Origin of the sequence: Martinezella multihospitum (assembly GCF_900094585.1) — a bacterium.
Lineage (GTDB): Bacteria > Pseudomonadota > Alphaproteobacteria > Rhizobiales > Rhizobiaceae > Rhizobium > Rhizobium multihospitium.
Map to the genome: position 1 here is coordinate 1114921 of NZ_FMAG01000001.1, position 12274 is coordinate 1127194.

The window sequence follows — 12274 nt, forward strand, 5'->3', positions numbered from 1 at the left end:
GCTCAGGCAACTCGCCTTCCACGAAGGTAATCGGCATGGTTCGCTGCCGCCGAGGCTATGGCATCCAGCTGCGTTGCGGCGCGGATCACGGTGTGACGTGCGGGCGCCTCGGGTTGATCGATCCGGTACGACAGATGGCGGGCGGCGGCGCGCGAGACTTTTGCGAGACGGGCCGGATCGCCGCGGCCGAGCTGGCGCAGCACGATATCCAGTGGTTTGGCCAGAAGAGGATGTTCTCTTCCCAGTTCGGCGAGCGTGATCGTAGCCTCGCCGATCGTAAGTGCGGCAAGCATTCCGCGCAGATCCTCCTCGGCCTGTATTTGCGAGACACCAGCATTCGTCGCGGCCTGGCCTGCCAGGCGGTCGGCCGTCCTGCTCAGCCAATGCTCTCTCGTCCAATGGGCCGGAGACTGGCCGATATCCGCCAGGTCGCGCAGCGCGGCACGCTGCAGGCGTCGTCTCTTTGCCGGCAGGTTGGATGGAAAGAGAAGCGTGAAGACGAGCACGCCCGCTCCGACGCCGAGGATCAGCGCCAGGGCACCGTTCATGAAAGAAGCCGCATCGACGCGGCTGGTATTATCCGGGCCGACCAGATCCAGAAACAGGAAGGCAAAGCTCGTTGCCACGGCGGCAGTGCGGACGTTGCGCATGGCGAGCCCCGTTGCAAACATGATGATGCCGATGACGATGGCCAGCTCGGTAAAATCTGACAGCATCGGCAGGACGGCGAAATTGCAGATCGCTGCCGCAATCACCGCGACGAGTCCGCCTTTGAGGAAACCCATCCCACCGACCACCGGATTGGGCCGGGTGGCAAACAGGGCACAGATGACACCGAGGATGACAATGAAGCTCGGACCGGATGGCCAGGCGGTTGCGATCCAGAACCACGATCCGATGAGGATGGCGACGAAGGTGCGGATACCGTTTTGGACAGCGTCGCGATGATCGACGTGGAAGGAGAGCCTGAGCCTTGAGGACGGGGCCTTCTCGTCCGAGAACAGGGCCTGGCGCGTGAGTGCGCCATGGACGGCTTCGAGCAGCCTGTCGAGGTGATCCAGGATCAGAAGCCGAGGCGGGATCGCATGGCCGGAGGTGACGACAGTTTCGGAGAGTGCAATCCGCACATCTGCCCGCAATGCGGCAATAGTATTAGGATCGACCGATGATGCGGAGCAGATGGTGTCGAGCGTCATAGCTGTTTTCTCGACGAGAGGTTCATCGAGATCCCGTCTCGTTGCGAGATGTTCGCGCAGAGATTGGGCGATCGCCATTTGGGTCAGCATCGCGACTGTGGCACCGCGCAAATGGCCAAAACGGCTACGCACGGAACGGGAGCTTGCCGCGGCATATTCTGCCGCGACATCCAGTTCCAACGCGCCCGTCAGCAGCCGCTGGAAACCCGAAGTGTTGACCTGGCCGCGCAATGCGCGCGCGCAGAGATCGGAGACCTGGCGGAGATATGACGCCAGACGGTTCTGGGTCTCCTGCAGCGGCGTGCCGGGCGCGAAGACGGTGGTAAAAACCGCTTCCGTCATGATCCCGAGGGCGATGTAGATCACCCGTGCCACCGCAATGTCGAAGACCTCCAGCGGTGAGCTGATGGAATCGAAGGCGATGATAGCCGCGGTGTATCCTGCCAACACGGCACCGTAGGAGCGGAAATTGCGCAAGCCGGTGGCGAGCGCGGTGCACACTCCAAGCCATAGGGCGAGGAATAGAATGAACAGCTCCGGCACCTGCGCGAAAAGCGCCACCATCGTTACTGCGGCGACGGCTCCGATGATCGTGCCCAAAATTCTGTACTGGCCTTTTGAAAGGCTCATGCCACGGTTGGATTGAGCAACGATCCAGACCGTCATCGGCGCCCATTTCGGATCGTCGAGATTGAGCAGGAAGGCGATGTAGAGCGCGACGAGCGACGCCGCTGTCGTTCGTAGCGCGAAACCCACTGCCGGCCACGTCAGCCATGGCGGCAGCGCAAGCCCATGTGCCACAGAGCTGAATAGTCTTGTTGAATTAAGAGGTGCCACGGTCATGTGCGTAGCCATAACGATATGGACGAATAAGGAGAATGGCGTAAATTCAAGATATATTGTTGCTGAAAACGGTAGAATATGGTCATGGACCTCGAGAGCATTCGGATTTTTCTGCGCGTCGTGGAACGCGGCAGTTTCACGGCCGCTGCGACGCAGATGCGGCTGCCTTTGACGAGCGTCAGCCGCCGCGTGAAACAGCTGGAGGACGATCTCGGCGTTCAATTGTTGTACCGCACGACCCGGCGCGTATCGGTCACGGATGCCGGGCGCGACTATTACGAGCGCTGCATCAGGGCGGAAGAGATCCTGGAGGAGGCGGATCAGACTGCACGCGCGGTGCGCATCGAGCCGCAGGGAATGCTGCGCGTCCTCATGCCTTATACGCTCGGCCTGAGCGTCGTGGAGCCAAGGCTGGGCGAGTTTCGCCAGCACTATCAAAAGGTGCAGCTGGCCCTGACTTACGACAACTATCCCCTCGACCTGATCGAGCATGGCTTCGACGTGGCGCTGCGAACCGGACCGCTCACCGATTCCGGCTATTCTGTGCGCACGCTCGGACGGTCTCGCGCTCATCTTGCCGCAAGCCCCGCCTATCTCGACAGGTTCGGCCGCCCGGAACGTCCACAGGATCTCAGAGAGCATGCCATCATGATCATGGGTGCCGGGACATCTTTGGCGACGGTGCGCTTGCTCGATGAGGCCAGCAATGTGGCCGAGGTCGTCGTCAAGCCGATCCTGATGTCGAACGAGGTAACGACCATCATCCGCCAGGCCGTCGCCGGCGCAGGCATAGCGCTGGTATCGCCTCAACTCGCTGCGCAGCACTTTGCGCGCGGCGAACTCGAAGCGGTTCTCCCACAATGGCAGCGTGCCGATGATATCGAGCTCAATGCGCTCTTTCCAAGACGTGCCACGTCGGATCGCAAGGTGCGCAGTTTCGTCGATTTTCTCGCCGAGGTGTTCAAGGATTGGCGGGGGTAGCGGCCGCTCAATCGGCCCATTCCGGGTCCGTCGTAAAAGCGATCGTCAGCCAGCGGTCCGGCCCTTCGTCGCCGATCGCTTCGCCGATCTGGTCGCGGATATGGTCCCATTCCTCCAGCTTCTTCGCCGGTCCATCCGGTGGAACAATGAAGTAGAGCTCGATCTGCTTGCCGCGGCCGACCCGCGCGACATAGGAGCGGTAGGATAAGAAATCGTAGCGTCGAACTATGTCGGTCGCGACGCGATCAACATGTTCCCGAAGATCCGCAGGTGTCACGAGCAGGATGTCGGCGAATGCCTGCTTGATCGTTCCGATCGGCATGGGAATGACGATGAGGCAGACGAGAGCCAGAGCGACCGGATCGACATAGGGCGACATCCATTGCAGGCTTGTTCCCTGAATGAAAAAGCCGAAGATGAAGGCGAGTAGCAGTGCGCCGCTCAGGCAGCCTGTCATGATCCAGGCCTTGGCGTCCAGTGCGATGAAATTGGATCTGAGCATCTTGTTTGCGCGGTTGCCATAGGCCGCCATCAGGACGGCGATGATCATGGTCAGCACCGCGTAGATGATGGCTTGATCGAAAGAGAGAGGACGGCCGCCGGCCATGATGCTGCCGATGGCGTTGATCAGGGCATAGATCGCGGCTCCCGTCAGGAGAACGCCATTGAGGCCAAGCACCATGGGCTCGAGGTGCCAGAAGCCCATGGTGAAATGCTTGGCGAATTTGCCGGCGGGTGTCGTGTTCGTCGCTGACGATATGATCAGATTGGAAACGATCAATGCAACGATCGTCATGCTTGCATCGGTGAGCGCGTAGACGCCGTCAAAGACGATCGCATAGGAGCCGGAGAGAATGCCGAAGACGATACCGGCGACGGCCAGAACGAAGGTCACGATGATGGAAATGCGCAGGACGCTTTGTTCGGTCGTCACTTCTTAATCCCCTGCCAGAGTGCGGCATGCGCTTCGGATAATCTGGCATGCACGCCAGACTTCTATCGCGTCATATGTCCCAAGCCAATCGAGATGGTTCTGTCATGAAATACCTCTTCAAGCGTAAGCTGAGAGGCACTCAATCACCTCAGGATCGGCGTGGTCTCTCGTTCTCGCCCTGCCGTCGAAACTCGCTCGGCGTGACGCCCACGAGCTTCTTGAAGTCACGGGCAAAATGGAATGGATCGGGGTAGCCGCATCTGGCGGCGATCTTGCCGATCTGCTCATCCGTTACCACCAGCAGCCGCTTGGCGGTATTTACGCGCTCGTGCCGCAGCCAGTCCATAGGCGTCGTTCCCGTTCTCTGACGGAAGCGTCGGAACAGTTGTGCCTGGCTGAGATTGGCGGCCGGCGCGAGCTCCGCCACCGTCCAGGCGTGCGCCAGATCGGCTCGAACTGCCTCCATGACCCGCTGCAGGCGCTGAACGGCGCCGCCTGCATCGCCATTGTGGGCCTGCTCCGATACCAATGAAGAGATCAACTGGGCGAGCAAGGCGAAGCACTGGCTGTCGGCAAAGAAGCCTCTTCCTTCCACTTCACCGAGGATTCCCTCGAATAAGCCTTGTAGATTGTGCACGGCCTTCATGTCGAAAACCGGATTGGCGACCACGCCAAGGCTGTCAAACAGGGTGTCGAGCCCATGTCCGACAAACCCCACCCACAGATAGGACCAGTGCGCATGCCGCGGCTCGCACCGATGCGAATACAACATCGAGGAGTCCAGCCAGGCGATCGTCCCCTCATGCAGCAGGCTGGAGACCCCGTTGACCTGCAACAGGCCTTTTCCGCTGAGAGTAAGGATCAGGGTGTGATGATTGAAGCGGTGGGCGATCGGCATTTCCGCTGGCATGCAGATCCGGCGCCCGGCGGCGAGAAGCGTGTAAGGAAAGGCACGAGACAACTTGCCCGGAGTCTGAAAGAAGACGTCGTCGAGGGGGAGGGGTTCTGGTGAAGTCGCTTGATCGGTCATGGCGACCTAACCCTATTGGGGAATGAGAGTTTTATCCATATGGCTGCGGTTGGCATCCATGTCTTTTCATCCCGCGCCGCTGTATTCTAAGGCGATAAACCAGAATGGACAAAGGTCCTGATCATGCCGACGGCAACCCCAGCATTCGATCCGCTCTCGCAAGCGTTCACTGACGATCCCTATGCCGCCTACCGTGAGCTGCGTGCCACTCCCGGTCCGGTCTATTACGAGCATTTCGACATATGGCTGCTGTCGCGCTATCAGGATGTGGCCGTTGCCGCCGGTGACAAGACGCTCGTGCGCTCGCTCGAATTCTTTCTTTCCCCGGAGGAGATACAGGAGCAGAAGGTTCGGCAGAATTGGCACGACATGCCGAACCATTCGCGCTTCGTGCAATTCAGCCTCCTGGATTCCGATGGCGAAATCCATGACCGGCTGCGCCGCAAGGTGTTCCGCGAATTTACCCCGGCACTCGTTGCGCGCCAGCGCGGCATGATACAGGATTTCGTCGACCGCCTGCTCGACCGTCTCCTGCAAGCGGGCACGATCGATTTTGTCGAAGATCTCGCCTCGCAAGTTCCGGGCCACATCATCGGCGCGGTTCTCGGCGTGCCGGAGGAATATGCCGGGCAGTTGCGCAAGTGGTCGGAAGAGGTCGTGCAATATTTCGATGTCGATCGCAGCGCCGAGCGCAAGGCAATCGCCGAACGCGCGACGACGGAATTCTACGAACTCCTCAAGGAACTCATCGCCGAACGCGTGCGCAATCCGCGCGACGATCTTCTCTGTCGGCTGACCGAGGCGCATGTTGCAGGCGAGCTGACCGAAGACGAGCTCGTCTCCACCTGCATGCTGATCCTCATGGCCGGACACGGCTCGACCATCGATGTGCTGGGTAGCGGCATGCATGCTTTGATGCAATATCCCGATGCTCTGCACAAGCTACGCGAAACTCCGGCGGTGATGCCGACTGCCATCCAGGAAATGTTCCGCTTCGAGTCGCCGTTGCCGTTCTTCCATCGTTATCTGACGGAAGAAAAGACGATTGCGGGCACGCCACTCCCGAAGGGCACGAAGATCGGCCTGCTCTATGGCGCGGCCAATCGTGATCCGGAGCAATTTGGCTCACCCGATGTGTTCAATGTCGAGCGTACCCCCAACCGCCATCTGGCTTTCGGCGGCGGCGCGCATTTCTGTCTCGGCAATCATCTCGCGCGGCTGGACATGGAGATCATTTTTTCGACGCTCCTGCGCCGTACCCGCGCCATCGAGCTGTTGGATGACAATCCCGCCTACAAACGCGGGTTGTCGGTGCGCGGCCCGGAACGCCTCGACATCAAACTCGTCGCCGCTTGAGCGGATTTGCCGAAAACATGGAGAATGCAATGTGTGAAATCGTGTTCATCGATTCCGCTGGTCGCGAGACGCGCGTTGAGGCGCAGGAGGGCGAGACTCTGATGGCTGTGGCCGTCAGGAGCGGCATCGACGGCATCGTGGCGCAATGCGGCGGCGCCCTGGCCTGTGGTACCTGTCATTGCTACATCGAACAACCTCATCTCGACCTCCTGCCGCCGCCTTCCGAAGAAGAGGCGACGATGATCGAATTCGTGATGGAGCCGGCGCCGAACAGCCGCTTGAGCTGTCAGATCCTTGCAAGCAACGTCGTCGACGGCATGCGTGTCGTCGTGCCGGATAGCCAGCACTAGGGGCTAGCCTCAAGACGAGGCGACCGATGTAGCGATCTCGCCTAAATCTTGACGGGATCCGGCCTAAACCGATTGTTCCGATGCCAGGAGATCGGCATAGTGAGCACGGGCAACATCCGGGTGGGAGCGCAGCCGGCTCTTCAGCTGGTTCTGGCCGACTTCACGGAAGATCGGGTTCAAAGGGTCGACCGAGATGCCGCGCTCCGATCGCTTCAGCTCCTCCGGCAGCTCGATGACGGGGATCGTCGCATCTGGCCGGGATCCCAGGAAGAAGGCGACGGAGAAGCGCTCGACGCCGGCAGGCGGTGCGATGACGTCATGCACGTCGGCGCGGACGAAGCCGTTCGTCGCAAGCTCAAGCAATTCGCCGGTATTGATGACGAAGGTGCCCGGCACAGGCGGTGCGTCGATCCAGACGCCGTCTTCCGTGCGCACGCGCAGGCCGGGCGTGGTGTCCTGCAGCAGCACGGTGACGAAGCCGCCATCCTTGTGAGCGCCGACGCCCTGGTCCGTTTCGGCAACGTCGCGGCCCGGATAGCGGATGATCTTCAGAAGCTGCGAGGCCTGCGGCTCGTAGATATCGGCGAAGACGTTTTCCTGCTGGCCGAGAGCCGCGGCGATTGCCTTCAGCACATCGATACCGATGCGCGTCACCTCGGCTTGATAGGCAAGCAGCAGAGGCTTGAGTTCGGGCAATGCCTCCGGCCATTGGTTCGGTCCCTGCAGGCGCCGCCAGGTCGGCGTATCCGGGCCGATCTCGAAGGGTGTGCTTTCGGTGTTGATGTCGAGCTGCTCGCGCCAATCCTGTTCGCCGCGGGTACGCTCCTGGCCGGCGCGATTGTAGCCACGGAAATGCGGCGACTTGACCATCTCGATCTTGAGCTTTTCTTCCATCGGCAGCGCGAAGAAACGCTTGGCCGTGGCTACCACGTCGGCAATCAGCTTGGGATCGACGCCGTGCCCCGTCAGATAGAAGAAGCCGTGATCGTAAAGCACCGCGCGAAGCTCCGCGATAAAGGCCCGATGCTCTGCCGGCGAAGCGTAAAGGCGCGACAGATCAAGCGTTGGAAGCGATGCGTCGGAGCCAGTCGGCGTGGTATGGCGGGGCAATGAGGTTTCCTCTTCGAAGCTCGTCTTTGTTTTCGGACCGCAATGCCGTTGCCTGCCGTGTCCGAGCCTTGGTGATGCAAATGGCTCTTATGGGTTGAGGCAAGGCTAAAAGCCCTTGGTTATCAAAGCAAAGAAGATAATCTCAAAGATCGCTGATCTTTTGGAATGGTTTTACGGTCGTCGTTCTCGCGACTGCCGCTTACCTGAATAGTCATTGAGTTCGCAGTTCACTTCAATTCCTGCGTAAACGCATCCAGCTCATCGGCACTGCCGAGCCGTGTCAGCGCTTTGCCGGCATTTTTGGCTTCCGCGCACAGGCGGCGAATACCGGGCATCCAGTCTTGCTCGATCTCCCATATGGTCCGGAACAAATCTCGCGTCGGTGGCATGGCGGAAAGTCCACCGGGCGTGTTTTCGAGCTTGCCTGACTGCCAGGCGATCTGCCGCTCTGCCGCAAGCCAGAAATGCATCCAGAGCGGCATATCGATGAGGATGATTTCGGTCGCGCGATCTATCCGTGCCGGGATCGAATTCTTGTGCCCCAGGCCATCGATGACCCAATTCTCACCTGATAGGATCCGTCCATGCTGCTCGACATAGGCTTCAAGTGGTGCCGGAACCCAGCCTTCCTGCCAGAGCAGCCGGTCGATCTCGAAATGAGGGATCGCATGGCGCTCGCCCAATTTGCGGGCGAGGGTGGATTTCCCACCGCCTGCATTTCCCAAAATGGCGATGCGCGACATTGGATGATAACCTGACAATTCGAGCCCGTCGGAAACCCAGCAAGGATGCCGGAGTTCTTATGAAGCTATTCCATTGCTGTTGCAATTGATGCAGACGATCGGGAGTCAGGCTGCGTCGCGCCGCACGAAATGCTGAATGCCGGCGGGATTGGTGGCGATGAGGTTGCGTATGGGAGCTGGCACCAGGTCGAACCGGTCGAGCCCGACCAGCGTGGAAGGTGCCCAGCGAAATTCGAGGTCGGCACTGCCGTCCTTCACCCGATGCACGACTTCGGTTTCGTGAAATGGAAATGGCTGCAGTAGCTCCGCCTCATAGTAGAAGCCGAGTTCGTGAACTCGTCGTCCGGCATACTCGAAGAAATTCTCGATGATGAAGCGCAGGGGGCCAACCGTGGCCTTACAGCCGATTTCCTCTTCGATCTCGCGGGCAAGCGTCTCGGCGCCCGCCTCATGAAACTCCACCCTGCCGCCGGGCAAAGACCAGAAGTTATCTGTGAGCGCGCGGTGAATGAGGATATGATCGCCGTGGCGGATCAATGCGCCGGCGCGCAATTGAAAGCGGGATACTCCCGAGTCCATGACGATCATGGTTCGTGCGGTTTCTGTCATGGACAGCCCTCCGATTGCGAGACGAGATGAAAATCATTTGCCAGATACCAGCATCCGGTTCTCAGATATAGTGAAGCAGTTTGAAGGTTGTTTTTCGTTTGCTTCGTTTCCCCTAAAATCGAACAGGTCTGGGCAATGCGTTTCGTAAATCCAATCCCCTTCGTCAGCGATATCGAGCGTTCGAAGGCGTTCTACGGTGACCTGTTGGGCCTCAAGATCTTGAATGACTTCGGCAACTTCGTGCTGTTTGAAACAGGCTTTGCGATTCATGATGGAAAATCGCTGGAGCAAACGGTCTGGAGGAAAAGCAGCGAAGCATCCGAACCCTATGGGCGGCGAAACATCCTTCTCTATTTCGAACATGAGGACGTGGATGCGGCGTTCCAGGCGATAGCGCCGCATGTCAATCTCATTCATCCCGTCGAAAAACAGGAATGGGGGCAGCGCGTGTTCCGCTTCTATGATCCTGACGGTCATGCGGTGGAGATCGGTGAACCGCAACTGGACCTGATGGCCGGTTGATCCTTGCTGCCGTTCGCTCGGAGCGATTTCATCCTTTCGAGACCGAAATAGAGTAGTCCCCGGGTGCCTATGGCGCCGTGGTGGCGCCTGCGGCTTTGAGGATCAATGCAACGCTGTTGCGCGCGATGCGTTCGAGTTCCAGCCGGGTTGTGCCGGCGCGAGCGCGCTGCGCAAGGCTGTGCTGCAGGGCGGAGAGCATTTCGGCGACGGCATCGATATCGGTTGCGGGCGGCAACTGGGCGTCATCGCGCGCCGCCACAATCCGATCACGGAACCGTGCGTCCGTGCGTCCGAGTGCGGCAAATAGTTCCGCGCCGATCACAGGATCGGCTGTCGCCTCGCCGGTGATGACGCTGAGCATGGGGCAGCCGAGTGGGCGATCGTCACCCTCCGAATAGATGGCGACGAGTTCCACGAAGTAGCGATCGAGCGCCGTTGCGAGCAAGGGTTCGTCGAAGAGGGCACCGTCTCGGCGTTCAGCACTGTCCTCGACATATTGCGCGACTGCCCTGAGATAAATGGCACGCTTGTTGCCGAAGGCGGCATAAAGGCTCGGCCGAGCCATCTTCGTCGCTTCCGAGAGGTGGTCGAGCGATGTGCCGGTGTAGCCGCGACGCCGGAATTCGAGCAATGCGGCGCCGAGCGCAGCCTTGGCATCATATTGACGTGGGCGCCCGCGGGCGGACTTCTCTTTCATTTTTGTACCGTATCGCAATAAATTCGTTGCGGATTATTTTTGTGCGAAGTAGTCTAAAAATCAGCGGCACGGAAAGCAATCCCTCTCCAGTCAATGGGTAATGGATAGGCGTGCACGTCCTGCAGCGCTCTGAGGCGAGCGGAAGCGCGCCTCCTCTCCACCTCGATAAAAGGGACAATCGATGACTGACAAAATCCGCGTGGGCATTAACGGCTTCGGCCGCACCGGCCGGACCGTTCTGCGGGCTGCGATGGTGCGCGACGACATCGAAATCGTCGCGATCAATGACCTGTTGCCAATCGATCATCTCGCTTATCTCCTCAAGTATGACAGCGTACATGGTGGTTTCGGGGGCAGCATAGTTGCTGCCGACAGTGCGCTCGATATCAATGGCGCCAAGGTCAGGGCTTTCAGCGAAAGGGAGCCGGGTGCGATCGGGTGGGGTGAGGTGGGCGTCGATGTCGTCATCGAATCGACCGGCCTGTTCCTGACAAGCAAGGTTGCGGAAGGGCACCTTGCCGCCGGCGCCGGCAAGGTACTGCTCTCGGCGCCGCCCGAGGACGGCACACCGGTCTTTGTGATGGGCGTCAACGTGAACAATTATGCCGGCGAAAGCATCGTTTCGAACGCCTCCTGCACGACCAATTGCGTCGCCCCGCTCGCCAAGGCGTTGAACGACGCTTTCGGCCTCGAAGAAGCGCTGATGCTGACGGTTCACGCCACGACATCGAGCCAGAACACGGTCGATGGTGTGGCGCGCAAGGACTGGCGCTTCGGGCGCGGCATCCTTGAGAATATCATCCCGGCAACGACGGGTGCGGCGCGCATGGTCGGCAAGGTGGTGCCCGAACTGAATGGGCGGATCAACGGCATGGCGGTGCGCGTGCCGGTATCGGACGTATCGATGATCGATCTTACCTGCCGGCTCAGGGAAAAAGTCTCCTACAAGGACATCTGCGCCATGATCCGTGAGAAGGCGGCGAGCGCGATGAAGGGCATTCTGGCCTATTGCGACGAGCCCGTCGTCTCGACCGACATGCGCGGCAATCCTCATTCTTCGATCGTCGATGGGCTTGCCGGCATGCAGATCGAGGGCGGGATGACGAAGCTCGTTGCCTGGTACGACAACGAATGGGGTTACGCCTGCCGTTGCCTTGACCTGGCAGCACATATCTCGCGCGGCAGGTAGACACGGGTTGGATCATGCGTGTTCCTATGATCTTCGTGCCTGATCCGCCAAGCACCGAACCTTTCTGCGGTTGATCTCATCTCCCTCGGCCGCCGCTCCCTTGTATTTCGATGGCGCGGCGGCCGGTTGGCCAAGCGATGCGATGGCCTGTTTGGCCGGTCGCAATATTTCTCAACAAAAAAATGCACCGCCGAAAACGGAACTGGCCATACTGGCGAGGTCGCTCGCAGGCAACTTGCATCGCGTTGCGCTTGCGGCGGCGAAGCAAGAGGATCAAGCAATGAAGATCTACTACGTGGCACTGACGATGATGGCGGCAACGGCGGCTGCCATTGGCACTGTTAGCTCCTGTTATGCCCAGGTCGTATTCTATGAAGACCAATCGCCAACTTATTCTCCGGGAGAAGGTCAGCCGGAAGCTGATTTTCTCCAGCGATGGAACCGCCGCCACGAAGAACGTCGCGAATGGGGTCAGAACTCCGACGATTTCGGCCCGTCTGATGTCATCCGTCTCCTGGTGCGTCGGGGATATCGGGTCAAGGATGTGCAGGATGTCGGACCACGCTATCTGGTCCGAGCATGGAGAGACGGAGACGACTTGCTGGTGAGCGTTTCGCGTTCTGGCGAGATCGTCGGCGTGGTTCACGACCGCGGCTGAGAACGTCTATGACGGGTGAAAGGCAGTGCATATACATTGCCTTTCGCTCCTGTCTC

The 12274-nt window shown here is 59.7% G+C and carries 13 protein-coding genes; 6 read left to right on the plus strand and 7 right to left on the minus strand.

Annotated features, from left to right (window positions below; translation table 11 throughout):
- Positions 1-2: 2 nt before the first annotated feature.
- Complete coding sequence (locus GA0061103_RS05065) at positions 3-2039, minus strand: FUSC family protein (protein WP_167376523.1); 2037 nt, start codon at positions 2037-2039, stop codon at positions 3-5.
- Positions 2040-2123: 84 nt separating this feature from the next.
- Between GA0061103_RS05065 and GA0061103_RS05070 the strand changes: the two genes are divergently transcribed.
- A complete protein-coding gene (locus GA0061103_RS05070; protein WP_092708679.1) occupies positions 2124-3020 on the plus strand; it encodes a LysR family transcriptional regulator in 897 nt (298 codons plus the stop codon).
- A gap of 7 nt (positions 3021-3027) precedes the next feature.
- On the opposite strand, the gene GA0061103_RS05075 is transcribed toward GA0061103_RS05070, so the two are convergent.
- Both GA0061103_RS05075 and GA0061103_RS05080 read right to left on the minus strand, forming a co-directional pair.
- Complete coding sequence (locus GA0061103_RS05075; RefSeq protein WP_092707652.1) at positions 3028-3954, minus strand: cation diffusion facilitator family transporter; 927 nt, start codon at positions 3952-3954, stop codon at positions 3028-3030.
- A gap of 148 nt (positions 3955-4102) precedes the next feature.
- Positions 4103-4984: a helix-turn-helix transcriptional regulator gene (locus tag GA0061103_RS05080; protein ID WP_245304661.1), complete on the minus strand. Its 882-nt coding sequence runs from the start codon at positions 4982-4984 to the stop codon at positions 4103-4105.
- 123 nt (positions 4985-5107) lie between these two features.
- On the opposite strand from GA0061103_RS05080, the gene GA0061103_RS05085 reads away from it, so the two are divergent.
- Positions 5108-6340, plus strand: coding sequence for a cytochrome P450 (locus GA0061103_RS05085; RefSeq protein ID WP_092707654.1), 1233 nt, complete (start codon positions 5108-5110; stop codon positions 6338-6340).
- Between the two features lie 29 nt (positions 6341-6369).
- Positions 6370-6690 carry a 2Fe-2S iron-sulfur cluster-binding protein gene (locus tag GA0061103_RS05090; protein WP_092707656.1) on the plus strand — a complete coding sequence of 107 codons (321 nt, stop codon included), beginning with the start codon at positions 6370-6372 and terminating at the stop codon, positions 6688-6690.
- Positions 6691-6753: 63 nt separating this feature from the next.
- Here GA0061103_RS05090 and GA0061103_RS05095 read toward each other — a convergent pair whose 3' ends face one another.
- From GA0061103_RS05095 to GA0061103_RS05105, 3 genes are all read right to left on the minus strand, one after another.
- Positions 6754-7800 (minus strand): isopenicillin N synthase family dioxygenase, encoded by a 1047-nt coding sequence (locus GA0061103_RS05095; RefSeq protein WP_092707658.1) that lies wholly within the window; start codon positions 7798-7800, stop codon positions 6754-6756.
- Positions 7801-8027: 227 nt separating this feature from the next.
- On the minus strand, positions 8028-8543 hold the full coding sequence (locus GA0061103_RS05100) for a P-loop NTPase family protein (protein ID WP_092707660.1): 516 nt from the start codon (positions 8541-8543) through the stop codon (positions 8028-8030).
- A 105-nt stretch (positions 8544-8648) separates the two neighbouring features.
- Positions 8649-9152 carry an NUDIX hydrolase gene (locus tag GA0061103_RS05105; protein ID WP_092707662.1) on the minus strand — a complete coding sequence of 168 codons (504 nt, stop codon included), beginning with the start codon at positions 9150-9152 and terminating at the stop codon, positions 8649-8651.
- Positions 9153-9287: 135 nt separating this feature from the next.
- On the opposite strand from GA0061103_RS05105, the gene GA0061103_RS05110 reads away from it, so the two are divergent.
- The gene (locus GA0061103_RS05110; protein WP_092707664.1) at positions 9288-9674 is read left to right on the plus strand and encodes a VOC family protein; all 387 of its coding nucleotides are present in this window, start codon (positions 9288-9290) and stop codon (positions 9672-9674) included.
- Between the two features lie 67 nt (positions 9675-9741).
- Here the strand turns inward: GA0061103_RS05110 and GA0061103_RS05115 are convergent, their stop codons facing one another.
- Positions 9742-10371 (minus strand): TetR/AcrR family transcriptional regulator, encoded by a 630-nt coding sequence (locus tag GA0061103_RS05115; protein WP_092707666.1) that lies wholly within the window; start codon positions 10369-10371, stop codon positions 9742-9744.
- A gap of 181 nt (positions 10372-10552) precedes the next feature.
- Between GA0061103_RS05115 and gap the strand changes: the two genes are divergently transcribed.
- Positions 10553-11560, plus strand: a complete 1008-nt coding sequence (gene gap, locus GA0061103_RS05120) for a type I glyceraldehyde-3-phosphate dehydrogenase (protein ID WP_092707668.1) — start codon at positions 10553-10555, stop codon at positions 11558-11560.
- A 100-nt stretch (positions 11561-11660) separates the two neighbouring features.
- Positions 11661-12218, plus strand: a complete 558-nt coding sequence (locus tag GA0061103_RS05125) for a hypothetical protein (RefSeq protein WP_245304662.1) — start codon at positions 11661-11663, stop codon at positions 12216-12218.
- Positions 12219-12274 lie beyond the last annotated feature (56 nt).

What these genes read in the sequence shown, in the direction of transcription:
- GA0061103_RS05065 (WP_167376523.1), bottom strand. Translation starts at nt 2,039, where the DNA reads ATGACCGTGGCACCTCTTAATTCAACAAGACTATTCAGCTCTGTGGCA.
- GA0061103_RS05070 (WP_092708679.1), top strand. Translation starts at nt 2,124, where the DNA reads ATGGACCTCGAGAGCATTCGGATTTTTCTGCGCGTCGTGGAACGCGGC.
- GA0061103_RS05080 (WP_245304661.1), bottom strand. Translation starts at nt 4,984, where the DNA reads ATGACCGATCAAGCGACTTCACCAGAACCCCTCCCCCTCGACGACGTC.
- GA0061103_RS05085 (WP_092707654.1), top strand. Translation starts at nt 5,108, where the DNA reads ATGCCGACGGCAACCCCAGCATTCGATCCGCTCTCGCAAGCGTTCACT.
- GA0061103_RS05090 (WP_092707656.1), top strand. Translation starts at nt 6,370, where the DNA reads ATGTGTGAAATCGTGTTCATCGATTCCGCTGGTCGCGAGACGCGCGTT.
- GA0061103_RS05100 (WP_092707660.1), bottom strand. Translation starts at nt 8,543, where the DNA reads ATGTCGCGCATCGCCATTTTGGGAAATGCAGGCGGTGGGAAATCCACC.
- GA0061103_RS05105 (WP_092707662.1), bottom strand. Translation starts at nt 9,152, where the DNA reads ATGACAGAAACCGCACGAACCATGATCGTCATGGACTCGGGAGTATCC.
- GA0061103_RS05110 (WP_092707664.1), top strand. Translation starts at nt 9,288, where the DNA reads ATGCGTTTCGTAAATCCAATCCCCTTCGTCAGCGATATCGAGCGTTCG.
- GA0061103_RS05115 (WP_092707666.1), bottom strand. Translation starts at nt 10,371, where the DNA reads ATGAAAGAGAAGTCCGCCCGCGGGCGCCCACGTCAATATGATGCCAAG.
- gap (WP_092707668.1), top strand. Translation starts at nt 10,553, where the DNA reads ATGACTGACAAAATCCGCGTGGGCATTAACGGCTTCGGCCGCACCGGC.